This window comes from Streptomyces sp. NBC_00433, assembly GCA_036015235.1.
Taxonomy (GTDB): Bacteria; Actinomycetota; Actinomycetes; order Streptomycetales; family Streptomycetaceae; genus Actinacidiphila.
Genome location: CP107926.1, coordinates 8,328,974 through 8,351,952, shown reverse-complemented (window position 1 = coordinate 8,351,952; position 22,979 = coordinate 8,328,974). Strand labels below are relative to the sequence as shown.

Genomic DNA, 22,979 nt, shown 5'->3' with positions numbered 1-22,979 from the left:
TCCTTCACGGCGGCTGGCAGGATGGTGTGGTGACCACGCCGCGCCTGAGCGCGCTGAACATCTATCCGGTGAAGTCGCTGCGCGCTGTCGGCGCGCAGGAGGCGGTCGTGGAGCCGTGGGGGCTCGCGGGGGACCGCCGCTGGATGCTGGTCGGGGCCGGCACCGACTCCGCTGTGACGCAACGGGAGCAACCGCGTCTGACGCTGCTCGCCGCACTGCCCGTGGGGGGTGGCGGCCTGCGGCTGACCGCGCCAGGGCAGCCGCCGCTCACCGTCGTGCGGCCCGCCGGCGGGCCGCTGCGCACAGTGCGGCTCTTCGCCGGGACGTTGGACGTGCTCGCGGCGGGCGACGAGGCCGACGCGTGGTTCTCCGGCTTCCTCGGCACGCCGGTACGGCTGGTACATCTGGACGACCCGGCGGTACGGCGGCCGATCGAGCCGGAGTACGCGCGGCCCGGCGAGACGGTCAGCCTCGCCGACGGCTATCCGCTGCTGGTCACCACGACAGCCTCCCTCGACGCGCTGAACACGCTGATCGCCGCGGGCGACCGGGCGGAGGAGGGCCCGCTGCCGATGAACCGCTTCCGGCCCAACGCGGTGATCGACGGCACCGGGCCCTGGGCCGAGGACGGCTGGCGGCGGGTGCGGATCGGCGAGGTGACCTTCCGGGTGCCCAAGCCGTGCGGGCGCTGCGTGGTCACCACCACCGACCAGGACAGCGGCGCCCGCGGCAAGGAGCCGCTGCGCAGCCTGGCCCGGCACCGCAGGATCGGCTCCTCGCTGGTCTTCGGCCAGAATCTGATACCCGAGCAATCCGGAACCCTGCGTGTCGGCGATCCGTTGACCACACTGGAGTAAAGCGTCACATGCGTTTCTGCCCGTTGCCCCGGCGGGATGCGGGTTCACACGCATGAGTCGCGCCGTTTGCGGTAGTTGAACGGGTGAAGGGGGTGGTCGGCCCATGGCTCGTCGCAAGAGGCTCACCAAGCGCGGGTGGCGGTGGCGACGCAATCCGCTGCGCCGGCGTTCCGATGTCGTCGAGGCGTGGCTGGGCGTGGTCACCGTGCTGCTGCTCTGCGCCGTGCCGCTGCTGGGCTGGTGGGCGGGGCAGTCCGTCGACCGCACTCTGCAGCGGGTGGCTCGCACGCAGCGGGCGGAGCGGACCCTGGTGCCCGCCATGGTGGTCGAGTCCCCCGCGGCCCCCGGCGCCACCGCCGCGCCGGGTGCGGAGAAGGCGGCCGCCGCCGTGGCCGCGGCGGGCACCGACAACGACCCGCGGCATGGGGACATGCTGCGCTGGGTCGCCCCCGACCGGTCGGTGCGGACGGCGAAGGTGCCGGTGGGCCTCGAAGTCTGGCGCGACGACCAACTGCTGCTGTGGACCGACAGGACGGGCGTGCTCGTACCGCCGCCGCTGGACGACGCGACCGCCTCCACGCACGCGGTGCTCGCGGGTCTGGCCACCGGCTCGGCGGCCGCCGGGACCCTGGTGATGGTCAGGCAGCTCCTGGTGTGGCGGCTGATGCGGCGCAGAATGGACTCCTGGGAGCGCGACTGGGCCAGGGTGGGGCAGGACTGGGGCCGGGCCGGGGCGGGCGGCTGAGCCGCGGCGCGGGGTTCCGGGGCAGGTGGCGGTGTCCACCTGACGGGTTGTCGTCAACGGCGGGTCTCCGCGCGCGCTACGGTTGATCCCCGGTCGGCCGAGGCAAGAGGTGGGGGCAGACAGCCCGATGGCACATGGCGTGGTGCAGGTCACCAACCCGAGCAGTTCGCGGTGGCGCCGCCGCACAGGTGAGTACGACACCTTGGCGGCCGCCTTGGAGGCGTCCGCCGACGGCGACGTGCTGTCGGTGTCCCCGGGCACCTACCGGGAGAACCTGGTGATCGACCACGCGGTCACCCTGCGCTGCGTGGACGGCCCCGGCACGGTCCGCATCGCCCCGGCGTCGGGGGTGGCGGTGACCGTACGGGCGGCGGCCGGCGTGCACGACCTGCTGGTCGAGGGCCAGGACAGCACGGCCGCCGCGCTGCTGGTGGAGGCCTGCGCCCCCGAACTGACCGGGCTGCGGATCAGCACCCGCTCGGCGGTCGGCCTGGAGGTGCGCGACGGAGCCCGCCCCACGGTGCGGCGCTGCACGGTCGACAACCCGGCGGGGCACGGCATCAGCGTGCTGGACGAGGCGGGCGGCCTGTTCGAGGACTGCGAGGTGGTCTCGGCGGGCCAGAGCGGTGTCTCGGTGCGCGGCGGCGGCAGCCCCCGCCTGGAGCGCTGCCGTATCCACCACGCCACGGGCTCGGGCCTGTCGGTCACCGGAGAGCACAGCTCGATCGAGGCACTCGGCTGCGAGGTCTACGAGATCCACGGCACCGGGCTGCACCTGTCGCAGCGGGCGTCGGGGCATCTGACCGACTGCCAGCTGCACCGCACCACCGGCGACGGCGTCTCGCTGGACACCGACGCGGTGCTGTCGATGTCCGACTGCGACATCCATGACATCCCGGAGAACGCGGTCGATCTGCGGGCCCGCTCGGTGCTGACGCTGACCCGCTGCACGGTCCGCCGCTTCGGCCGCAACGGCCTGTCGGTGTGGGACCCGGGGACCAGGGCGGACGCCAACCAGTGCGAGGTCCACGACAGCACCGGCGACTACCCGGCCGTGTGGGTCAGCGACGGTGCGGTGGCCATACTGGACGCCTGCCGGGTGCACGACGTGCCGGACGCGCTGTTCGTGCTGGACCGCGGCTCCCGCGCGGACGTGGTGGACAGCGACTTCACGCAGATCCGCAACACGGCGGTGTCGGTGAGCGACGGCGCCAACGTCCAGCTGGACGACTGCCGGATCAAGGAGGCCGCGACCGGCGCCTGGTTCCGCGACCACGGCAGCGGTGGCACCTTCGCGCAGGTCACCATCGACGACACCGCGACCGGTGTGATCGTCACCAAGGGCGCCGACCCCGCCCTCGACCGCTGCACGGTCACCAACGCGACCGAGTCCGGCATCTACGTGTCGGCCGAGGGCCGCGGCACCTTCACCGGGTGCCGGGTGACCGGCAGCAAGGGCTACGGCTTCCACATCATCGACGGCTGCCGGTCCACGCTGACCAAGTGCCGCACCGAGCGCTGCGCGCGCGGCGGTTACGAATTCGCCGAGCCCGGCCCGATCACCGAGGACTGCACCAGCGACCGCAGCGCCGCTCCCGAGCCGGTGCCGGTCGCCGTGCCGCCCGTGGCGCCCGACCGGCAGCCCGCGGCCCAGTCGTACGGCCTGCTCGGCGGGGTGCCGCAGCAGCGGCCCGCGCAGGCCGCGGAGGCGGCGCCCGTGCCGGCGGCGCGGGAGAGCGACGAACTGCTGGGCGAGCTGGACGCGCTGGTCGGCCTGGACAGCGTCAAGCGCGAGGTGCGCACCCTGATAGACATGATCGCGGTGGGCCGCCGCCGCCAGCAGGCCGGGCTCAAGGCGCCCTCCCCGCGCCGCCACCTGGTCTTCACCGGCTCCCCCGGCACCGGCAAGACGACCGTGGCACGCCTCTACGGCGAGATCCTGGCCTCGCTCGACGTGCTGGAGCGCGGCCACCTGGTGGAGGTGGCCAGGGTCGACCTGGTCGGCGAGCACATCGGCTCCACGGCGATCCGCACCCAGGAGGCCTTCGAACGGGCGCGCGGCGGGGTGCTGTTCATCGACGAGGCCTACGCGCTTGCGCCGGAGGACGCCGGGCGGGACTTCGGCAGGGAGGCCATCGACACCCTGGTCAAGCTGATGGAGGACCACCGGGACGCGGTCGTGGTGATCGTGGCCGGCTACACGGCGGAGATGGAGCGCTTCCTGGCCTCCAACCCCGGAGTGGCGTCCCGCTTCTCGCGGACGATCACCTTCGGCGACTACTCCGCCGGGGAGCTGCTGAGCATCGTGGAGTCGCAGGCCACCGAGCACGAATACCGCCTCGGCGACGATGCCGGGGACGCGCTGCTGAAGTATTTCGAGGCGATTCCCAGGGGCCCGGCCTTCGGCAACGGCAGGGCGGCGCGGCAGACCTTCGAGGCGATGGTGGAGCGGCACGCGATGCGGCTGGCCCATGTCGCGGAGCCGACGCATGACGAGCTGCAACTGCTCTACCCGGAGGACCTGCCGGAACTGCCCTGAGCGGGCAGCGCCTCGCCGCCCTCGCCCGCCAGCAGGGCGAGCAGGGCGGCCCGTTCCCGCGTCCGTCCCGACCGTCCCGACTGCCTCCCGCGTCCCGCCCTTCCCACGGTGTGCCCGCACCGGGTGCCGGCGCCGCCGTACGCGCCGCGGGTCGCGGTGCGCGGGCGGCGGCGCGCGGCCGCGAAGGCGCTCCGACCTGTGGCCCGGCATACACCGGACGGCGCGGTGCGTGGAAGGATGACCGCAGCGCGCCGGCAGACGGCATCGCACACAACGAGACGGACGATACGAGGTCACGGGTGAGCGACAACCAGAACCTCCTCGCGGAACAGCGCCGTGCACTGATCCTGGACGAGGTACGCCGACGCGGCGGAGTCCGCGTCAACGAACTGACCCGCAGGCTCAACGTGTCCGACATGACGGTGCGCCGCGACCTCGACGCACTGGCGCGGCAGGGCGTGGTCGAGAAGGTGCACGGCGGCGCCGTGCCGGTGGTCGAGGCGAGCAGCCACGAGCCGGGCTTCGAGGCGAAGTCGGGGCTCGAACTGGGCGCGAAGGAGGCCATCGCGACGGCGGCGGCCGCGCTGGTCCCGCCGGGCAGCGCGATCGCCCTGGCCGGCGGCACGACCGCCTACGCGCTGGCGCACCACCTGCTGGACGTACCCGACCTGACGGTGGTCACCAACTCGGTGCGCGTCGCGGACGTCTTCCAGTCCGGCCAGCGGCGGCCCGGCGCGAACCACGCGGAGGCGACGGCCACCGTGGTGATCACCGGCGGGGTGCGTACGCCCTCGGAGACGCTGGTCGGCCCGGTGGCCGACCGGGCCATCCAGTCACTGCACTTCGACCTGCTCTTCCTCGGCGTGCACGGCATCTCGGTGGAGGCCGGCCTGTCCACGCCGAACCTGGCGGAGGCGGAGACCAACCGGCACTTCGTGCGCTCCGCGCGCCGGGTGGTCGTGATCGCCGACCACACCAAGTGGGGCACGGTGGGCCTGAGTTCCTTCGCCGCCCTGGAGGACGTGGACACCCTGGTGACGGACGCGGGCATTCCCGAGGTGCTCCGCGCGGAGATTTCGGAGCACCTGTCGGATCTCATCGTGGCGGGCGAGCCGGCGGAGGCCTGACGAGGCCCCCCGCGAGGGGCCGGGAAGGAAGCCGGGTCAGCCGCCGATCCAGGACCAGGCGCGGCCCGGCGCCAGGACGAGCAGCACCACCGCGACGACCAGGACGATGCCGGCCAGCGCGCGCAGCCTGCGGACCGAGGGGGACGGCGGCGGCTTCGTCGGCCGGTTGTCCGGCCGCCAGGCGGCGGCGGCCTGTGAGGGGGTGTGCGGCGGCTGCGGGCGGCGGCGTGCCCAGCGGCGCGGTTCCGCCTCGGCGGCCCGCTCGTCCTCCTCGCGCAGCCGGCGGGCGACGATCCTGGCCCGAGCCGACGGCTCCTTGGGGGCGCTGGACCGTATCGCGCGCTCCGAGTCGTTGGCGAACCGCTCCCAAACGTCGTCGGGCAGCGACGGCTCCTCGGCCGCGGGTGATTGCTCGGTTGTCACTGTCTGCGCTCTCGTCTCGTCCAGGCATGGCCGGGGCGGGCGAGCTGCACGCGGTCCCCCAACCGGCGAATCGATACTTCCGCCACTTTTACCGGCACGGCACCGGAAGTGACAAGTACGGTCCCGGCCGGGTGGCCGGGCGGCGACCTTGCGTGGCCGACTTCAACGGTATTCCGCGAAGCGCGGCCGCACCCCGAGCAGTACCAGCACCGCCGCCAGGCCGAGCGCCCCGGCGGGCACCGCGGGCCAGCCGCCGAGCGAATCCTCCGCGTCGTCGGCGTGCGCGGAGAAGTCCGCCAGCTGCTGCCCCGCCAGGCGGTCCAGGGTGGTGGAGAAGTCCCAGAAGTCGAAGGCCACGTCGCCGCGGCCGACCTCGGTGAGCACCGCCGCACCCCCCTCGATGTCGCCCGACCTCTTCAGGGCCCGCAGCTTGACGTCGTCGGCGCGGAAGTGGCCGTAGCGGGTCAGCACATCCCGGTAGGCGGGGCGCTCGGCGGCGGTGGCGTAGCCGTCGGGCGACAGCAGGCCGTCGAGCGCCTCGGTGAGGTCGTCGAACTGCTTCTGGTCGGCGGCGCCGAAGGCCGACTCGTGGACGAACCAGCGGCTCTCGCTCGCGGCGGCCTGGGCGGCGACCGCGTGGGCCTCCGCGAGCCTGGTCCAGGGCCTGAGCCCCTGCTCGCCCGAGGCGGCCACGGCGTCCGCGGTGGCGGTCAGCGCGAGGCCGCCGGCGAAGGCGACGACCAGGGCGGCGGCGGTCGCGGCCGCCATCGCCGGGTTGAACCGCCTGCGGTAGTCGCGCGCCATCTCCCACTGCCACCACAGCAGCACCGCGACCGCGGCCAGGCCCAGGGCGCCGATCACCAGGCTCCAGCGGACGGCCGTGTCGTGGGCGGCGGCCCGCTGCTCGTCGGCCTGCTTCTGGTAGGCGGCGGACAGGCCGTTCGCCGCGGGCAGCAGCCGGTCGTGCATGACATTGCCGGCCTGCACGTTCATGGACACCGCACGGGTCGGCGGTCGCCCCGCGACCGGGTCGGGGTCCTGCTCGGCGACGTAGGCCGCGCGTCCGCTGAGGTCGTCGTAGCGGCCGAGGCCGTCGAGCAGCTCGGTGACCGCCCCCTGCTGGTCCCGGTCCGCGCCGAGCTGCTGGAGCAGCGCGCTGACCTCGGCGCGGCGCTGCCGGGCGGTGAGCAGGGCGTTGAGCTGGTTGCCGACGACGGTGTCGGGGTCGGCGGCCGCGTGGCCGGGCGCGAGGGTGTCGGCGCGCTCCGCGTCGAGGTCGGCGAGTGCGAAGCGCAGCTGGGCGGCCACGGCGGCGCGGTCGGTGACGGTGGTGCGTAGCCGCTCGGTGTCGTGGCGCACGGCGACCGCGCCGATCACCGCGACCGCGCACAGCGCGCCGAGCACCACCAGGGCGGCGACGGTACGCAGGCCGAGCCGGTGCGGGCCGCCGCTCAGCAGCCGGGGCCGGGGTCGGCGCGGCCGGTACGACTCGGGCACCGGGGCGCCGGCGGGCGCCGCCGCTACCGCTGCCGTGGCCTCCTGCTTCGGCGGGGCCGTCTGAGACGTCGTCATGCTGCGAAGCTAGGCGCGGGCCGCGAAACCCCGGTGTCCCCCGGGCGGCCGCCGGGTGTCCTGGCCGTAACAGAACTGCCGCGGATCCGCGAAGGCCGGTCGCCCGGCGGGGCGTTCGGCCGGACGCGGGCCGACGCCGGGTCAGGGTCCTTCCGCGGGCGGGTCGGGCGGGGGCTCGGTCCGCCACAGGGGGTGCTCCTCGCGCGCCCACCAGCGCGGTACGTATCCGGTGCGCAGCCCGCGCCGCGCCTCGGGGTCCTGGGTGGCGAACCACACGTGTCCGGCGATCACCGCCGCGAAGCCGAGCGCCAGCCAGTCGTGCACGAAGGTCGACCCGGTGCGCCACACCAGCGGCGACAGGCGCGGGAACCACATCAGGATGCCGGTGCCCGCCATGATCAGCAGCGCGCCGGCGGCGAAGGCGGCGTAGAGCTTCTGGCCCGCGTTGAACTTCCCCGCCAGGCTCGGCTCCCGCCGGCGGCTGCGCAGGGCGACCCGCAGCCAGCGCCAGTCGTGCGGGAAGAAGCGGCCGAGCCGCCCGAGGTCGCGGCGGAAGGCGCGGGAGACCAGGCCGAGCAGCACCGGCACGGGGACGGCGATGCCGGAGTATTCGTGCAGGGTGACCAGCGTCCTGCGGCGGCCGACGATCTCGGCGAGCGGCGGGAAGTAGAGGCAGGCGCCGGTGAGGACGCAGATGCCCATCAGCCAGTTCACCGAGCGGTGCACCCAGGTCTCGGCACGGGTGAAGCGGCGCAGTCCGGTGCGCGGCCGGGAGTCAGGAGGTGGGGTCATCGCTCCGGCCGTTCGACTTGCCGACCCAGCCGTCGACGTCGTATCCGTAGTGCTCCCAGTAGCCGGGCTGCACGTCCTTGGTGACGGTGATGCCCGACAGCCATTTCGCGGACTTGTAGAAGTACATGGGCGCCGCGTAGAGCCGGACGGGGCCGCCGTGGGCGGCGGTGACCGGCTTGTCGTTCATGGTGAGCGCGACCAGGATGTCGGCGCGGCGGGCCTGTTCGAGGGTCAGGCTCTCGGTGTAGACGCCGTCGAAGCAGTTGAAGCGGATCGCGGTGCCGCCGGAGCGCACCCCGGCCGCGTCCAGCAGCGTGGACAGCAGCACCCCGGAGAAGGCGGTCTTGGGCACCCGCCAGCCGGTGACGCACTGCACGTCGCGCACGAGCCGGGTCTGCGGCAGGGCGCGCAGGTCGGCGAGCCGGTAGCCGGCCGGCTTGTCGACCAGGCCGCCGACGGTGAGCCGGTAGTCGCTCTCGCCGCGGTGCGGGATGGAGTTGGACACCGAGTAGAAGCGGAATCCGCCGCCGCCCGGCAGCAGTCCCACCACCCCGGTGGGGTCCTTGGCGCTGACCGAGGCCAGGACGGAGTCGAGCTTGCCCTGGACGGCGCCGCCCACTCCCACGCCGACCGCGCCGAGCCCGAGCATGCCCAGCACGACCCGCCGCCCGACCGGTGTGCCGCGGCCCTCTTCCGAGGGTCCCTGTTCTGCGATCGGGACTTCTTCCGGTGCCCTCACCGGCGGCATGCGGTCTTCCATGGTTCGATTCGAGCACGCTGGCGGCCATCTGACCAGGGGCGGTCCGATGACGTCAGGATTCCGTCATATCCGCGCTGTCCCGCGCGCCCTGCCGTACGGTCGCGAGCAGGCCGGCGAGCGCGTCGTTGAAGGCTGCGGGGCGCTCCAGGTTGGGCAGGTGCCCGGCGCCCTCGATGACGGCCAGCCGCGCGCCGGGGATGCGGTCGTGGATGAAGGCGGCGTCCGCGACGGGGGTGAAGACGTCGTCCCTGCCCACGATGACCAGGGTGGGGACCGCGACGGACGGCAGCATGGCGGTGTAGTCGGGGCGTTCCGCCCGGCCGCGCAGTGCGGCGGCGGCGCCCTCGGGCGGTGCGGCGAGCATCATGCCGAGCACGTGCGCGGCGACCTCCGGCTGGTCCGCGACGGTCGCGGGCGACACCATCGAGTCGAGCACCTCGTGGGCGTAGCCGGACATGCCGTCGCGCAGCAACCGGTCGGCGCGCTCGTTGCGTTCCTTCCTGCCCTGGTCGGTCTCCCCCTGCGCGAAGGTGTCGGCGAGGACGAGCCCGGCGACCCGGTCGGGGAAGAGCCGGTGGAATTCCAGCACGATCTGACCGCCCATCGACAGGCCGCACAGCACGGCCCGCCGCACTCCGAGGTGGTCGAGGAGTGCCGCCAGGTCGCCGGCGAAGGTGCTCAGCGGGGTCGTTCCGGGGACGACCTGGGTGCCGCCGTAGCCGCGCAGGTCGGGCGTGACCACCCGGTGGCCGGGTGCCGCGTCCTGCTGCGGGCGCCACATGGTGCGGTCGAAGGGGTGCCCGTGCACGAGCAGCAGAACGCTGTCGGAGCTGCTTCCGGTGTCGTCGTAGGCCATGGTGACGCCGTTGATCAGAACGCTGTCCACCTGCGTATTTCCCCTCGTCGGCCCGTTGTCCCGATGCTAGGCGCGGGGCATTCGGGAGGGCAATGCCGCCATTTGATCTCGGTGCAATATGGTGGTCCGCGGGACCTGGCGACGGGGGGCGGAGATGGCGCGGGACTTCCGGCGGGCGGCCGACGCGGTGGCGGCGCAGATCGCGGCGGGGCGGCTGCGGCCCGGCGACCGGCTGCCGACGCAGCGGGCGTTCGCGCGGCGGCACGGGATCGCCGACTCGACGGCGGGCCGGGTCTATGCCGAACTGGCCCGCCGCGGCCTGGTCACCGGCGAGGTGGGCCGCGGCACCTTCGTGCGGGCGGCCGCGCCCGCGGCGGACCCGGCGCTCGCGGAGCCGGCGGCGGCGCGGGTGGACCTGGAGCTGAACTACCCGGTCGCCGCGGGGCAGTCGGAGCTGCTGGGCGCCGGACTGGCGCGGCTGGCAAGGCCGGACGTGCTGGCCGCCGCGCTGCGCCCGTGCGGCGCCGCGGGCACCGCGGCCGCGCGGGAGGCGGTCGCCGGGCTGCTCACCTCCGCCGGGTGGGCGCCGGACCCGGACAGCGTGCTCTTCGCGGGCAACGGCAGGCAGGCCGTCGCGGCCGCCCTGGCGGCGCTTGCCGGGCCCGGTGGGCGGTTCGGCGTGGAGGCGCTGACCTATCCGGTGGTCAAGGCGGTCGCGGCCCGGCTCGGCATCACGCTGGTGCCGCTGGAATGCGACGGGGAGGGCCTGCTGCCCGGCGCGCTTCTCGCCGCGCACAAGGCGTCGCCGCTGGCCGGGGTCTACGTCCAGCCGACGCTGCACAATCCGCTGGGCGTCACCATGCCCGGCCCGCGCCGGGCCGAACTGGCCGCGGCCCTGCGGGAGACGGGGCTGACGGCGGTGGAGGACGCGATCTGGTCCTTCCTGCGCGAGGACGCCCCGCCGCCGCTCGCCGCTCACGCCCCGGAGCGGGTGATCCTGGTGGACAGCACCTCCAAGCGGCTCGCCCCGGGCCTGACGGTGGGCTTCGCCGTCACCCCGCCGCGGCTGACCGCCGCGGTGGCGGCCGCGCTGCGCTCCGGCGGCTGGGCGGGCACCGGCTACGCCCTTGCGGCGGTGACCGGTTGGCTGACCGACGGCACCGCCACGACGATCGCCGCGGCCAAGCGGGCCGACGCGCGCCACCGGCGGCAGATCGCGGTGGAAGCCCTGGCCGGCCTGGCGACGGCGTCCGGACCGGGATCGTACTTCTGCTGGTGGGAGCTGCCTGCCCCGTGGCGTGCCGACACCTTCGTGGCCGCCGCCGCCCGGCACGGCATCGCGGTCACCCCGGCCGCGTCCTTCGCGGTGGGGCCGCACCGCACCCCGGCCGCCGTGCGGCTGGGCCTCGCCTCTCCCCCGCCCGCGGTGCTGGGCCGGGCGCTGACGAGGCTGGCGGAGCTGGCGCGGACCGGCCCCGACGATGTCGCGCCGGGGTAAGGACCCCGCCGGTCGGCGGTGCGACCGGGCGTACGCCGATTCCGGTTCCGCCCGTCCCGCACACGGAAACAGCTGGTCGGAGCCGCCGTGCACGACGAGTTGCGGGATTCCCCACATCGGGTGACGCTGATATCGCATCACGGAGTGCTGCAGCAGTCACTCTACGCATTTTCGCTCAGGTGTTCCCATCGGAGCGGCGAAAGGCCGGTTCCCCGCATGTGCGGGGCTCGGCCCAGCCGCGGAGGGAGTCGCAGCCGTGATCATGCAAGCCGACCAGACCGACAGGACCGACCCGACCCACCGAACCGAACGCGAGTGCACGCTCGAACTCGAGGCGCACCCGTACCGGATCCAGCAGATCCGCCGCATCGTGTCCGCGCAGCTGCGCTACTGGCGACTCGATCCGCTGGTCGAACCCGCGGCGAGTGCCACCAGCGAGCTGCTGGCGAACGTGCACCGACATGCCAAGCCCGACAAGAAGTGCGGTGTACGGCTGACCCTCGCCGACGACCGTCTCACCGTGGCCGTCACCGACCACGACCCGCGGCTGCCCCAGCTGCGGCCGGTGGAGCCGATGGCCACCACCGGGCGCGGTCTGACGATGGTCGAGGCGATGAGCGACAGCTGGGGCACCGACCTGCTGCCGGAGGACACGGGCAAGGTCGTGTGGTTCGTCCTGCGCACCCCGCTCTCGGTGCCGACGCTCGTGCCGGTGCGGACCACGGTGCCGTTCGAACGCGCGCTGCCCGAGCCCGAGCCGCTGCCCGAGCCGGTCTCCGTGGCCGCCGCGGCCTGACCGCCGCACCCGGCGACAGCACGCAGGCCGGGTGCCGCCTCCCCAGCGGGAGGCGGCACCCGGCCGTACGGACCGGCGGCGGCTCGTCAGCCGCCGGTCCGCCGGACGGGCCCAGCCGGTGCCGCCCGTACGACTGCGTCACCGGTGCCGTAGACCTCGGCCCGAGGTGCCGTCAGCCCGCTCACAGCGCGCCGCCCTTGCCGCCGCGGGGGCCGCGCAGGTCACGGGCGAAGTGCTCTTCCAGCACCGACATGCGCCGCCAGTATTCCTCCTCGTCGATCTCGCCCGCGGCGAACCGCCGTCCGAGCACCGCCATCGGGCTGTGCTCGCCGGTTGCCGCCGGCCTGCTCTGCTGCCACGGTCCGCCGCGGCCGCGCCACACCGTGCGGCGCAGCACGGTGACCACGGCGGCCACCGCGAAGACCCAGACCAGCGGGAGGAAAAGGATCCACGGGCCGGGCCCGCCGCCATGCCAAGCCAGGGTGTTCATCGTCCGTCATCTCCTCGATCGCGCCGGGTTCTCCCGACACCACCGAGCCTGGCTCCCGCCGCCGCCGAAATCGTCGTACGGCCAGCGGCAGCGCGGCTGCTCCCCGGGGAGTACGCGGCCGCTCCGGCGGGCCCCCGGAGAGGCGGGCCGGCGCAGGGCGCGGGCCCGCCGCGGAAGGCGCCCCCCGGGGTCGCGACGTCAGCCGCCCAGCGCCGCCAGCGGGTCGTCGAGCACCGGCTGCCACGCCAACTCGGCCGCGCCGACCAGGCTGTTGTGGTCGAGCGCGCAGGCCAGCACCGGCACGCCGCCGCTGCGCCCCCACAGGCTGTGGTCGGCCACCACCGCGCGCAGCGCCTCGGGGTCGGCGTCCAGCAGGTGGCGGTGCAGGCCGCCGAGCAGGATGCGGTCCGGGTTGAGCACGTTGACCATCCCGGCCAGGCCGCGGCCGAGCCGGTCGATCAGGATGTGCGCCGCGGCCCTGACGGCCGGGTCGGCGTACTCCGTACGGAGCAGGTCGCGGCTCTGTTCGAGCAGCGACACCTCCGGGCCGGGGACGCGGCCCGCCGCTTCGAGGAAGGCCAGCGGGTCCGCCTCGACGTCGAGGCAGCCGCGGCTGCCGCAGTGGCAGGGGCGCCCGTCGGGCTGCACGGTGAGGTGGCCGACCTCCAGGGCGAGCCCCGAACTGCCGGTGTGCAGGCGGCCGTCGAGCACCAGCGCGCCGCCGACGCCGCGGTGGCCCGAGGCGACGACCAGCAGGTGCTGCGCGCCCCGCCCCGCGCCGTGACGGTGCTCGGCGAGCGCGGCCACGTTGACGTCGTTGCCGACGAAGGACGCGACGGGCTCGCCGTCGGGGCCGAGGATGCCCACCCGGGCGATCTGGCCGGTGAAGACCTCGCGCACCGGGGCGCCCGCGGGCCAGGCCAGGTGCAGCGGGTTCAGCGCGGTGCCCTCGGGCTCGGCGACCGCGGACGGCACCGCGAGGCCGGCCCCGACGCACACCCGCCCCGACCCGCGCAGCAGCCCCGCGCCGGCCTCGACGACCGCGGCCAGCACGTGCGCGGGGTCGGCGGGCACGGTCATACTGCCGGGCGCGGTGGCCACGATCTCCCCGCCGAGCCCGACGAGCGCGGCACGGAAGCCGTCCGCGTGCACCTGCGCGGCCAGCACGACCGGCCCCTCGGGCGCGACGTCCAGCCGGTGCGAGGGCCGGCCCTGCGCGCCGGAGGGGCCGCTCGGCCGGGTGTCCACCCGGATCAGCCCCAGCGCCTCCAGCTCAGCGGCGACCGCGCCCGCGGTCGCGCGGGTCACGCCCAGTTCAGCGGTGAGAAGTGCGCGGGTCGCCGCGCGGCCGGTGTGCACCAGGGAGAGCGCGGGACCGAGTGCACCGCGGCCCCGCTCAAGCCTTGTCCGAATCTGTGTCACCCCCCTATTCTGACTTTGTGCCGACGCTAAACAAAATAGGTACGGCCCTGAGCCGATCCCACCACACTCCCGCCACCGACCCCGTCCTGCGCCGCCTGCGCATCGCCCTGACCGTCTTCTTCGCCGTCGACGGCTTCCTCTTCGCCGGCTGGGTGGTGCGCATCCCCGCCATCAAGGCCCAAGTCGGCGCCTCCGCGGGCCAGCTGGGCCTGGCACTGCTCGGCGTGTCCGCGGGCGCGGTGGCGACGATGGTGCTCACCGGGCGGCTCTGCCGCCGCTTCGGCAGCGACCGGGTCACCCTCGTCACCGGCATCGTGCTGTCGCTGAGCATCGCCCTGCCCCCCCGAACGCACTCGGCACTCGCGCTCGGCCTGGTCCTGCTGGTGTTCGGCGTATCGTACGGCGGTCTGAACGTCGCCATGAACAGCGTCGCCGTCGAACTGGTCGCGGCACTGCGCCGCCCGGTCATGTCCGGCTTCCACGCCGCGTACAGCCTCGGCGCCCTGATCGGCGCGGGCCTGGGCGGACTCCTCGCGCCCCACCTCTCGCCCGCCACCCATCTGCTGCTGCTCACCCCGGTCGGCCTGCTCACCGTCGCGTTCGCGGGGCGCGTGCTGATGGCCCACCCGATCGAGCTACCGCGCGAGGACGTGGTGCGGGCGAAGCCCGCTCCCGGAGGGGCTCCTCTTCGGGGTCCCTCTCTTGGGGGGTCCCCCGGTACGTCCTCCGCGGGGTCCTCCGCCGCGGGCGGGGTGCGGCGCACCGGCGTGCCGGTCCTGCTGTTCGGGCTGATCGCCGGCTGCTCGGCGTACGGCGAGGGCGCGCTCGCCGAGTGGGGGCCGCTGCACATCGAGCAGGACCTGCACGGCGGCCCGGGGATCGCGGCGGCCGGGTACGCGGCGGTGGCGGCGGCCATGACACTGGGCCGGCTGTCCGGCACCGCGCTGCTCGAACGGCTCGGCCAGACCCGGGTGCTGGTGCTCGGCGGGCTCACCGCGGCCTGCGGCATGCTGCTCGGCGCCCTGGCCCCGGCGGTCCCGCTGGTGATCCTGGGCTTCGCGCTCACCGGCCTCGGCCTGGCCAACCTCTTCCCGACCGCGATCGCCAGGGCCGGGGCCCTGACCGGCCCCAGCGGCGTGGCCGCCGCGTCCACCTTCGGCTACGGCGGGATGCTGCTCGGACCGCCCTCGATCGGCTTCCTGACCGACGCGGTGGGCCTGCCGACCGCGCTGATCACGGTGTCGGCGCTGGGCGCCGCCGCGGCCGCCATCGCGTACTCGGTGCGCAACACCGGGCGCAGGGTTTGACGCAGGGCGGCGCATCCGCCGCGGGACCTCAGGCGTCACGCGCGGCGCGGCCCCGGCCCCAGGGCGGGACACCCGCCGCGGGACTTGACGCACATCACAGGCGCCGGAGTCGCCGGACGGCGGGATGCTGGGGGACGGCCGCGGAGGACCGCCCCCGCTTCCGGCCCGAGGAGGAGCGATGCGCGTACCGACCCGGCTGATCAAGGCCACCCGCCCGGCACACAGGGAGCGGGCGTCCCGGATCTACCTGGTCGTGGTCGGCGTCGCCCTGGTGCTGCTGCTCCTGGACACCGCGCTGGTCTCGCACCGGCACGCCTCGCCCACCGGTTTCCTGCTGCTGGCGGTGACCCTGCCCTGGACGCCGCTGCTGTGGTCGCTCGCCGCGTCGGCCGGCGGGCTCGACGTCGCGACGACGTCCTTCGGCTGGTCCGGCTGGGCGCTCGCGGTCGTCGCCGCGCTGGTCGCCGCCGCCGTCAACGCCGTACTGCTCGGTTACGCGGCCGGGTTCGCCCGGCGCCGTGCCGCCGCGTCGGGCAGCACGACGCGGCACACCTGAGGCGTACACGCCACGGCTATGGGCGGTTCGTGAGGGAGGGGGTCACACCTGGGCGGGCTTGGCGAGCATCCGCTCCAGGACGGCACGGTGGCCGGGGCGGGCCTGCTCGTAGCGCTGCCGGCCGTCGTCGGTGATGGCCACGTAGACGCCGCGGCGGTCCTCGCTGCAGATGCCGCGGTCGACGAGGCCGTCCTTCTCCAGCCTGGCGACCAGCCGGGACAGCGCGCTCTGGCTCAGGTGCACCCGGTCGGCCAGTTCCTGCACGCGGAAGGTGCAGCCGCCGTCCGCGGGGTCGCCCGCGAGGACGTCGAGCACCTCGAAGTCGCTCGCGCCGAGCCCGTACTGATGCAGCTCACGGTCGAGTTCGCACGCGGTCCGCGCGTGGATGGCGAGGATCTCCCGCCACTCGCGCTCCAGCGCCCGCTCACCCTTGTCCACGGTCATGTTCGCAGGGTAGCAGAAAACGGACCCCGATGCACGGACATTAAATGCATTTGCATCTGATGCGCGTGCATGTAATCTACCGACCATGACCTCTCCGTCAACCACCGTCCCCCGGTCCGAAGAGCGTTGGAGTGCCCTGCAGTGGGGCACACTCTTCGTCCTCTGCGGCGCGCTCTTCCTCGACGCACTCGACGTCTCGATGGTCGGCGTGGCGCTCCCCTCGATCGGTGGCGACCTCCACCTGTCCACCCAGTCCCTGCAGTGGGTCGTCAGCGGCTACATCCTCGGCTACGGCGGCCTGCTGCTGCTCGGCGGCCGAGCGGCCGACCTGCTCGGAAGGCGCCGCGTCTTCCTCATCGCACTCGGCGTCTTCGCCGTCGCCTCGCTGCTCGGCGGCCTGGTCGACTCCGGCTCGCTGCTGATCGCCACCCGCTTCATCAAGGGCCTGAGCGCCGCCTTCACCGCGCCGGCCGGCCTGTCGATCATCACCACCACCTTCGCCGAGGGCCCGGTCCGCAACCGCGCCCTGACCATCTACTCCAGCTGCGGCGCCACCGGCTTCTCGATGGGCCTGGTGCTCTCCGGCTTCCTCACCGAGGCAGGCTGGCGCTGGACGATGCTGCTGCCCGCGCCCGTCGCGCTGATCGCGCTGATCGCCGGCCTGAAACTGATCCCCAGGACCCCGCGCGAGAGCACCGAGGGCAGAGGCTACGACCTGCCGGGCGCCGTCACCGGCACCGCGTCCATGCTGCTGCTGGTCTTCACGGTCGTCTCGGCCTCCAGCGCCGGCTGGGGCTCGGCCCGCACGCTCGGCTCCTTCGCCGGGGTCGCGGCGCTGCTCGCGGCCTTCGTCGCCATCGAGCACCGCTCGTCCCACCCGCTGATCCGGCTGGCCGTACTCCGCTCCTCCAGCCAGGTCCGCGCCAACCTCGGCGGCGCCACCTTCTTCGGCTCGTACATCGGCTTCCAGTTCCTGGTCACGCAGTATCTGCAGAACGTGCTCGGCTACAGCGCCATGCAGACCGCGCTCGCCTTCCTGCCCGCGGGATCGCTGGTCGCCATCCTGTCCACCCGGATGGGGCCGATCGTCGACCGGTTCGGCACCCCGCGGGTGATCGCCGCCGGCTTCGCCTCGCTGGTCACCGGCTACGCGCTCTTCCTGCGCATCGACCTGCACCCGAGCTACGCCGCCGTCATCCTGCCGTCGATGCTGCTGCTCGGCGCGGCTTTCGCGCTGGCCTTCCCCTCGCTCAACATCCAGGCCACCAACGGCGTCAAGAACGAGGAGCAGGGCATGGTCTCCGGCCTGCTCAACACCTCCTTCCAGGTCGGCGGTGCGATCTTCCTCGCGGTCGTCACCGCGGTCGTCACCGCCAACACCGGCGGCCACGGCGTCGGCAAGCAGGCGGTGCTCGACAGCTACCGGCCCGCGCTGTGGGCGGTCACCGGCATCGGTGTGGTGGGCCTGCTGCTCACCCTGTCGGGGCTGCGCAGGCGGCGGCCCTCGTACGGCATCCTCGTCGCGTCCTCGGCCGAGGACGAGGCACGGCGGGCCGGCGCTGCGGCTGCGCCCGCTTCGGCGTCGGTCTCCGCCGCTGCTTCCGCCTCCGCCGCGACTGCTGTCCCCGGGTCCGGGTCCGGGTCCGCCTCCGCGTCCGGCGGTACGGGCGCGGGGCTCGACTGAGCGACCGGCGTGCCCGCGGGTCCCGCGCGGTTACGCCTCCCCCCTGGCCCGGCCCCGCGCGTTCCTGCTGCGGGGCCGGGCCCGCGGCATGTGCGGGTGCCGGACCGGCTTCGGGGTCAGCCGAGCCAGCCGGGGCGTACGAGACCGGACTCGTAGGCCATGACGACCAGTTGGGCCCGGTCGCGGGCGCCGAGCTTGACCATGGCCCGGCTGACGTGCGTCTTCGCGGTGAGCGGGCTGACCACCAGGCGGCGGGCGATCTCCTCGTTGGACAGGCCGATGCCGACCAGCGCCATCACCTCGCGTTCGCGGTCGGTGAGCTGGTCGAGGGCCGTCACCGCCGCCGGCTCCTTGGAGCGGGCGGCGAATTCGGCGATCAGCCGGCGGGTGACGCCGGGCGAGAGCAGCGCGTCGCCGGCCACCACCGCACGGACCGCCCGCAGCAGCTCGGCCGGCTCCGTGTCCTTGACCAGGAAGCCGGAGGCGCCGGCGCGGATCGCCTCGAAGACGTATTCGTCCAGCTCGAAAGTGGTCAGCACGACCACCTTCACCCCTTCGAGCGCGGCGTCCCCGGTGATGTGCCGGGTGGCGGCGAGCCCGTCCATCACCGGCATGCGGATGTCCATCAGCACCGCGTCCGGCCGCACTTCCCGCACCGTCCGCAGCGCCTGCTGCCCGTCGGCCGCCTCACCGACGACCTCGATGTCGCGCTGCGCGTCGAGCAGCGCCCGGAAACCGGCCCGCACCAGCGCCTGGTCGTCGGCCAGGACCACTCGGATCATCGACGCTCCTCAGCGACGGTGCTGCCGACCGCACGGCCGGTGGTGCCCCGCCCCCGGCGGCTCCCGGGGGCCCGCCCGGGATGCGCGGCGTCGGGGGCCCGGCCCGGGTCGGCAGGTCCGGCCGGGGCGGCAGGTCCGGCCGGGTCGGCAGGTCCGGCCGGGTCGGCAGGTCGCACCGGGTCGGCGGCGCCCGGCGGGCCTGCCGCCGTCGGGGGCTCGGGGGCGGTGAGGGGCAGGCAGGCCAGGACGCGGAAGCCACCGTCGGAGCGGAGCCCGGTCTCGATCGTGCCGCCCAGCGCGGCCGCGCGTTCGCGCATGCCCACCAGGCCGTTGCCGCCGCCGCTCTCGCCGCCGGCCACCGCCGGCCCGTCGTCGTCGACCCGCACCCGCACGCAGCCGGGCTGGTAGCCGAGGCGGACCCGTGCGGTGCGTGATCCGGAGTGCCGCACGATGTTGGTCAGCGCCTCCTGGACGATGCGGAAGGCTGCCAGGTCGGCGCCCGCGGGCAGCGGCGTCGCGTCGCCCTCGACGGTCACCTCGGCCCGCAGGCCCGCGGCCCTGGCCTGCTCCAGCAGTTCGGGGAGCCGGTCGAGGCCGGGGGCGGGGGCGCGCGGCGCCTCGCCGGGCGCCCGCAGCGTACTGAGCACCTGCCGCACCTCTCCCAGTGCCTCCTTGCTCGCCGCCTTGATCGTGGTGAGCGCGGTACGGGCCTGCTCGGGCCGCTCGTCCATCAGCGCGAGGGCCACGCCGGCCTGCACGTTGATCAACGAGATGCTGTGCGCCAGCACATCGTGCAGCTCCCGGGCGATCCGCATCCGCTCCTCGTCGCCCTGGCGCCGCTCCGCCTCGGCCCGCTCCCGCCGCTCCCTGCCGATCTGCTCGCGCCGCACCCGGAAGAGCTCCGCCGCGGCCAGCACCGCCAGCAGCCAGGCCGCGGCCCCGGACAACTCCTGCCACGACGTGCGACTGTCGCCGGACGGCGGCAGCCGGCGATAGAGCCATTCGCCGACAAGTGCGTGGCCGGCGAAGCCGGCGCCGGCCACGATGAGCACGGCTCTGCGGTGTCCGGCGGCGACCGCGCTGAAGAAGGCCACCACCAGGCTGGCGAAGACCGGCCCGTAGGGATATCCGAGGACGGTGTAGAGCAGCGTCACCACGGCGGTGCCCGCGGCCACCTCGACCGGCCTGCGTCGGCGCAGCAGCAGCAACGCGGGGCCCGCGAGCAGCAGCAGATAGCCGAGCCGGTCCAGGTCGACGCGTACGGTCTGGTGCCGCCCGGCCACGCTGGAGCCGACCACCTGGACGAAGGCCAGCACCAGCGCGGGCGCCCACAGCGGGAACCCGCCGCCATGGCCGCGGCCTGCGGGAAAGCGCCCGCGCCAGGGCGGCCCCGGCTGCACCTCGTACGTCATGCGTCCACGCTAGACCGCGCTCCGCGGCCCCGGCGTCCGCTGCTCGGGGGCACCGCAGCTACTTCCCCGGGAGTATGCCGCCGGCGCCGGATGCGCCCGCCGCGGTGCCCGCGGGTATCGCGCCGTCCTGGGCGGCGCCTTCCGTCCGCAGCCCCACCTGCGCGGCCAGCGCGACCGCGGCCTGCTCGAAGAACTCGCCGCGGGCCTCCACGACCTGGTTGAACTGGCCGAAGAGCTCGAAGCTGACAATCCCGAAGACCTGGGCCCAGGCGGCGACGAGCGCGGCGATCACCCGGACCGGAAGCTCGGGCGCCAGCTCGGCGGCCAGCCGCCCGGCGTCCGCGCGCACCGGACCGGCCAGCGGGCGCCCGGGGGGTTCGCCGAGCAGCCCGGCCGCGTGGGCGTCGCGGACCACCGACACCAGCGCGAGGGGGACCCGGGAGGCGGGCACGACAGTGTCCTGCGGCGCCGCGTAGCCGGGCACGGGCGAGCCGTAGATCAGGGCGTATTCGTAAGGGTGGGCGACCGCCCAGTCGCGGACCGCACGGCACACGGCGACCCAGCGGTCGACCGGCTCCGGGGCCGGCCGACCGCCGTCGATCACGGCCAGCGCCTCCTCGACCGCCGCGCCGACCGCGTCGTAGGCGTCGATGATGAGGGCGGTGAGCAGGTCGTCGCGACTGGGGTAGTAGCGGTAGAGAGCGGAGGACGCCATGCCCAGCTCGCGGGCGACCGCGCGCAGCGACAGGCCGGCGGAGCCCTGCTCGGCCAGCTGCCGCGCCGCCTCCTCCTTGATGGCCGCGGTGATCTCCGCCCTGGCCCTTTCTCTTGCTCCTCTGATCGCACTCATGGAACCAGTGTGCCATCTCCAAGAGCGATGACCAAGAACAAGAGCCCCGAAAAAATTGCAGAGCGGTGCTCTTGCATTTGGGCGGCCGAGTCGGTCACACTGTTCTCAAGCGAGAGCACCGCTCACAGAATCGGGAGACACCATCATGTCCGAGCAGGTCGAGAGCGTTCAGCAGGCCCAGCACGTCCGGAAGCCCGGCTGGTTCACCGTCAATGTGATGAATCGGGCCGTCGCCTTCCTGACCCGGCGCGGCTTCAGCGTCTGGGGCTCGCGGGTGCTCGCCGTCCGCGGCCGCAAGAGCGGGGAGTGGCGGACCACTCCGGTCAATCTGCTCACCCTGGACGGCGAGCGCTATCTGGTGGCCCCGCGCGGCCACGTCCAGTGGACGCACAACATGCGGGCGGCCGGCGGCGGTGAGCTGCACCTGGGCAGGAAGGTCGAGGAGTTCACCGCGGTCGAGATCGCGGACGACGACAAGACCCCGATATTGCGCGGGTATCTCAAGCGCTGGAAGGCCGAGGTGGGCGTCTTCTTCGATGGCGTCGGCCCGGATTCCACCGCCGAGGAGCTGCGCGCGATAGCGCCCAGGCACCCGGTCTTCCGGATACGGCGGGCCGACGAAGCGGAGGTCGCGACCGAAGGCGCGCGCAGGTGACGGCACCGGGGGCACCGGACCGTGCGCGCGGCCCCCGGCTGCTGCCGCGGTCCGGCCGTCAGGCCCGGCTCACGCTGTCCAGCGCCCGGCGGGCCATCGGGTGGGTGCGGACGAGTTCGGCCAGCGAGCGGTTGCCGCGGGTGATGCCGGCGAAGGCCCGCCAGGCCGGCGGGAAGGTGGTGAGCGCCGCGTGCAGCAGTCCCGGGCGCCGCTCGAAGAGGGTGAGCATCCGGCGGCCGACGCCCATCTCGACGCCGAGGCCTGCCTTGACGGCGAAGGCGTAGTTGAGCGCTTGGCGGCGGGCGTCCACGGCGTCGTGCGACTCGGCGATGCGCACCGCCCACTCCCCCGCGAGCCGGCCGGAGCGCAGCGCGTAGGAGATGCCCTCCCGGGTCCAGGGTTCGAGCAGGCCCGCCGCGTCGCCGCAGACCAGCACCCGGCCGCGGGACAGTGGCGAGTCGTCGGCGCGGCAGCGGGTGAGGTGCCCGCTGGACACGCTGGGCTCGAAGCCGGCCAGACCGAGCCGGGCGATGAAGTCGTCCAGGTAGCGCTTGGTGGCGCCGCCGTCGCCGCGGGCGGAGATGACGCCCACGGTGAGGGAGTCGCCCTTGGGGAAGACCCAGCCGTAACTGCCGGGCAGCGGACCCCAGTCGATGAGCACGCGGCCGCTCCAGTCCTCGGCCACCGAGGTCGGCACGGGGATCTCCGCCTCCAGGCCGAGGTCGACCTGGTCGAGCTTGACCCCGACATGGGCTCCTATCCGGCTGGCGCTGCCGTCGGCGCCGACCACGGAGCGGGCGTAGACGATCTCCTCGTCGCGCTTCCCGGCCGCCGCACCGCTGGCGTTCACTATCACCGCGACCGTGCGCCGGTCGGGCACGCCGGGGCCGTGCTGCTCCACCCGGGAGACGGTCACACCCGTGCGCACCTCGGCGCCGGCCTCGCGGGCCGCGTCGACCAGGGCAGCGTCGAATTCGGGGCGGTTGATCAGCCCGAAGAGCATCTGCCGGGAGCGCTTGGTCCTGGACAGCCGGCCGTTGAGGCTGAAGGTGACCGCGTGCACCCGGTCGCGCAGCGGCAGTTCGAAACCGGGCGGCAGCGCGTCCCGCGAGGGCCCGATGATGCCGCCGCCGCAGGTCTTGTACCTGGGGAGTTCGGCTTTCTCCAGCAGCAGGACCCGGCGGCCGGTGACAGCTGCCGCATGGGCCGCCGACGCTCCCGCGGGGCCCGCGCCGATCACCACGACGTCCCAGACCGTGGACGTCTCGCCGTCACCCGCACCGCTGTCCTGCGCCGCCTGCTCACCGCTCACGTCTGCTTCCGCTCCCGCTCTGCCCGTCCGACTGTCGTCGCCCCTGCTCAGGGCATCCTATTGCGCCCGTCGGGGTCGGCTCGCTGTGGCACCATCGGCA

General features: G+C 74.3%; 22 protein-coding genes. 10 read left to right on the top strand and 12 right to left on the bottom strand.

Features of this window, described 5'->3' with window-relative positions; translation table 11 throughout:
* The first annotated feature begins 29 nt into the window (after positions 1 to 29).
* From OG900_36125 to OG900_36110, 4 genes are all read left to right on the top strand, one after another.
* Complete coding sequence (locus tag OG900_36125) at positions 30 to 857, top strand: MOSC domain-containing protein (GenBank protein ID WUH95050.1); 828 nt, start codon at positions 30 to 32, stop codon at positions 855 to 857.
* A 103-nt stretch (positions 858 to 960) separates the two neighbouring features.
* Positions 961 to 1,602 carry a hypothetical protein gene (locus OG900_36120; GenBank protein ID WUH95049.1) on the top strand — a complete coding sequence of 214 codons (642 nt, stop codon included), beginning with the start codon at positions 961 to 963 and terminating at the stop codon, positions 1,600 to 1,602.
* Positions 1,603 to 1,729: 127 nt separating this feature from the next.
* Entirely contained in the window at positions 1,730 to 4,141 is a 2,412-nt protein-coding gene (locus tag OG900_36115; protein ID WUH95048.1) for a right-handed parallel beta-helix repeat-containing protein, read from the top strand.
* A gap of 299 nt (positions 4,142 to 4,440) precedes the next feature.
* A complete protein-coding gene (locus tag OG900_36110; protein WUH95047.1) occupies positions 4,441 to 5,268 on the top strand; it encodes a DeoR/GlpR family DNA-binding transcription regulator in 828 nt (275 codons plus the stop codon).
* Between the two features lie 36 nt (positions 5,269 to 5,304).
* Here OG900_36110 and OG900_36105 read toward each other — a convergent pair whose 3' ends face one another.
* The 5 genes from OG900_36105 to OG900_36085 all read right to left on the bottom strand — a co-directional run bounded on the left by OG900_36105 (position 5,305) and on the right by OG900_36085 (position 9,671).
* Positions 5,305 to 5,691, bottom strand: coding sequence for a hypothetical protein (locus OG900_36105; GenBank protein ID WUH95046.1), 387 nt, complete (start codon positions 5,689 to 5,691; stop codon positions 5,305 to 5,307).
* Positions 5,692 to 5,853: 162 nt separating this feature from the next.
* A complete protein-coding gene (locus tag OG900_36100) occupies positions 5,854 to 7,263 on the bottom strand; it encodes a hypothetical protein (protein ID WUH95045.1) in 1,410 nt (469 codons plus the stop codon).
* 141 nt (positions 7,264 to 7,404) lie between these two features.
* On the bottom strand, positions 7,405 to 8,055 hold the full coding sequence (locus OG900_36095; protein WUH95044.1) for a cytochrome b/b6 domain-containing protein: 651 nt from the start codon (positions 8,053 to 8,055) through the stop codon (positions 7,405 to 7,407).
* On the bottom strand, positions 8,039 to 8,803 hold the full coding sequence (locus OG900_36090) for a molybdopterin-dependent oxidoreductase (protein ID WUH96050.1): 765 nt from the start codon (positions 8,801 to 8,803) through the stop codon (positions 8,039 to 8,041). Before OG900_36090 ends, OG900_36095 begins: the two co-directional genes overlap by 17 nt.
* 64 nt (positions 8,804 to 8,867) lie before the next feature.
* The gene (locus tag OG900_36085; protein WUH96049.1) at positions 8,868 to 9,671 is read right to left on the bottom strand and encodes an alpha/beta hydrolase; all 804 of its coding nucleotides are present in this window, start codon (positions 9,669 to 9,671) and stop codon (positions 8,868 to 8,870) included.
* A 154-nt stretch (positions 9,672 to 9,825) separates the two neighbouring features.
* Between OG900_36085 and OG900_36080 the strand changes: the two genes are divergently transcribed.
* Positions 9,826 to 11,169 (top strand): PLP-dependent aminotransferase family protein, encoded by a 1,344-nt coding sequence (locus OG900_36080; GenBank protein WUH95043.1) that lies wholly within the window; start codon positions 9,826 to 9,828, stop codon positions 11,167 to 11,169.
* A 262-nt stretch (positions 11,170 to 11,431) separates the two neighbouring features.
* On the top strand, positions 11,432 to 11,965 hold the full coding sequence (locus OG900_36075) for an ATP-binding protein (GenBank protein ID WUH96048.1): 534 nt from the start codon (positions 11,432 to 11,434) through the stop codon (positions 11,963 to 11,965).
* Between the two features lie 181 nt (positions 11,966 to 12,146).
* Here OG900_36075 and OG900_36070 read toward each other — a convergent pair whose 3' ends face one another.
* Together OG900_36070 and OG900_36065 are read right to left on the bottom strand one after the other, a co-directional pair.
* Positions 12,147 to 12,455 (bottom strand): SHOCT domain-containing protein, encoded by a 309-nt coding sequence (locus OG900_36070; protein ID WUH95042.1) that lies wholly within the window; start codon positions 12,453 to 12,455, stop codon positions 12,147 to 12,149.
* Between the two features lie 198 nt (positions 12,456 to 12,653).
* Positions 12,654 to 13,877, bottom strand: a complete 1,224-nt coding sequence (locus tag OG900_36065; protein WUH95041.1) for an ROK family protein — start codon at positions 13,875 to 13,877, stop codon at positions 12,654 to 12,656.
* Between the two features lie 35 nt (positions 13,878 to 13,912).
* Between OG900_36065 and OG900_36060 the strand changes: the two genes are divergently transcribed.
* Entirely contained in the window at positions 13,913 to 15,184 is a 1,272-nt protein-coding gene (locus OG900_36060) for an MFS transporter (protein ID WUH96047.1), read from the top strand.
* 178 nt (positions 15,185 to 15,362) lie between these two features.
* The gene (locus OG900_36055; protein ID WUH95040.1) at positions 15,363 to 15,740 is read left to right on the top strand and encodes a hypothetical protein; all 378 of its coding nucleotides are present in this window, start codon (positions 15,363 to 15,365) and stop codon (positions 15,738 to 15,740) included.
* 42 nt (positions 15,741 to 15,782) lie between these two features.
* Here OG900_36055 and OG900_36050 read toward each other — a convergent pair whose 3' ends face one another.
* Positions 15,783 to 16,184 (bottom strand): MarR family transcriptional regulator, encoded by a 402-nt coding sequence (locus OG900_36050; protein ID WUH95039.1) that lies wholly within the window; start codon positions 16,182 to 16,184, stop codon positions 15,783 to 15,785.
* An 85-nt stretch (positions 16,185 to 16,269) separates the two neighbouring features.
* Between OG900_36050 and OG900_36045 the strand changes: the two genes are divergently transcribed.
* Positions 16,270 to 17,868, top strand: a complete 1,599-nt coding sequence (locus tag OG900_36045) for an MFS transporter (protein WUH95038.1) — start codon at positions 16,270 to 16,272, stop codon at positions 17,866 to 17,868.
* 116 nt (positions 17,869 to 17,984) lie between these two features.
* Here OG900_36045 and OG900_36040 read toward each other — a convergent pair whose 3' ends face one another.
* The 3 genes from OG900_36040 to OG900_36030 are packed head-to-tail and all read right to left on the bottom strand — an operon-like array spanning position 17,985 to position 20,912.
* A complete protein-coding gene (locus OG900_36040; protein ID WUH95037.1) occupies positions 17,985 to 18,650 on the bottom strand; it encodes a response regulator transcription factor in 666 nt (221 codons plus the stop codon).
* Positions 18,647 to 20,062, bottom strand: coding sequence for a sensor histidine kinase (locus tag OG900_36035; GenBank protein ID WUH95036.1), 1,416 nt, complete (start codon positions 20,060 to 20,062; stop codon positions 18,647 to 18,649). Before OG900_36035 ends, OG900_36040 begins: the two co-directional genes overlap by 4 nt.
* A gap of 58 nt (positions 20,063 to 20,120) precedes the next feature.
* Positions 20,121 to 20,912 (bottom strand): TetR/AcrR family transcriptional regulator, encoded by a 792-nt coding sequence (locus tag OG900_36030; protein WUH95035.1) that lies wholly within the window; start codon positions 20,910 to 20,912, stop codon positions 20,121 to 20,123.
* A 145-nt stretch (positions 20,913 to 21,057) separates the two neighbouring features.
* On the opposite strand from OG900_36030, the gene OG900_36025 reads away from it, so the two are divergent.
* Positions 21,058 to 21,567, top strand: a complete 510-nt coding sequence (locus OG900_36025) for a nitroreductase family deazaflavin-dependent oxidoreductase (GenBank protein WUH95034.1) — start codon at positions 21,058 to 21,060, stop codon at positions 21,565 to 21,567.
* A 58-nt stretch (positions 21,568 to 21,625) separates the two neighbouring features.
* On the opposite strand, the gene OG900_36020 is transcribed toward OG900_36025, so the two are convergent.
* Positions 21,626 to 22,879: a geranylgeranyl reductase family protein gene (locus OG900_36020; GenBank protein WUH95033.1), complete on the bottom strand. Its 1,254-nt coding sequence runs from the start codon at positions 22,877 to 22,879 to the stop codon at positions 21,626 to 21,628.
* Positions 22,880 to 22,979 lie beyond the last annotated feature (100 nt).

Coding starts and splice junctions, on each gene's coding strand:
- OG900_36120 (WUH95049.1), top strand. CDS start 961: ATGGCTCGTCGCAAGAGGCTCACCAAGCGCGGGTGGCGGTGGCGACGC.
- OG900_36115 (WUH95048.1), top strand. CDS start 1,730: ATGGCACATGGCGTGGTGCAGGTCACCAACCCGAGCAGTTCGCGGTGG.
- OG900_36100 (WUH95045.1), bottom strand. CDS start 7,263: ATGACGACGTCTCAGACGGCCCCGCCGAAGCAGGAGGCCACGGCAGCG.
- OG900_36095 (WUH95044.1), bottom strand. CDS start 8,055: ATGACCCCACCTCCTGACTCCCGGCCGCGCACCGGACTGCGCCGCTTC.
- OG900_36090 (WUH96050.1), bottom strand. CDS start 8,803: ATGCCGCCGGTGAGGGCACCGGAAGAAGTCCCGATCGCAGAACAGGGA.
- OG900_36085 (WUH96049.1), bottom strand. CDS start 9,671: ATGGCCTACGACGACACCGGAAGCAGCTCCGACAGCGTTCTGCTGCTC.
- OG900_36080 (WUH95043.1), top strand. CDS start 9,826: ATGGCGCGGGACTTCCGGCGGGCGGCCGACGCGGTGGCGGCGCAGATC.
- OG900_36075 (WUH96048.1), top strand. CDS start 11,432: ATGCAAGCCGACCAGACCGACAGGACCGACCCGACCCACCGAACCGAA.
- OG900_36070 (WUH95042.1), bottom strand. CDS start 12,455: ATGAACACCCTGGCTTGGCATGGCGGCGGGCCCGGCCCGTGGATCCTT.
- OG900_36055 (WUH95040.1), top strand. CDS start 15,363: ATGCGCGTACCGACCCGGCTGATCAAGGCCACCCGCCCGGCACACAGG.
- OG900_36050 (WUH95039.1), bottom strand. CDS start 16,184: ATGACCGTGGACAAGGGTGAGCGGGCGCTGGAGCGCGAGTGGCGGGAG.
- OG900_36045 (WUH95038.1), top strand. CDS start 16,270: ATGACCTCTCCGTCAACCACCGTCCCCCGGTCCGAAGAGCGTTGGAGT.
- OG900_36040 (WUH95037.1), bottom strand. CDS start 18,650: ATGATCCGAGTGGTCCTGGCCGACGACCAGGCGCTGGTGCGGGCCGGT.
- OG900_36035 (WUH95036.1), bottom strand. CDS start 20,062: ATGACGTACGAGGTGCAGCCGGGGCCGCCCTGGCGCGGGCGCTTTCCC.
- OG900_36030 (WUH95035.1), bottom strand. CDS start 20,912: ATGAGTGCGATCAGAGGAGCAAGAGAAAGGGCCAGGGCGGAGATCACC.
- OG900_36025 (WUH95034.1), top strand. CDS start 21,058: ATGTCCGAGCAGGTCGAGAGCGTTCAGCAGGCCCAGCACGTCCGGAAG.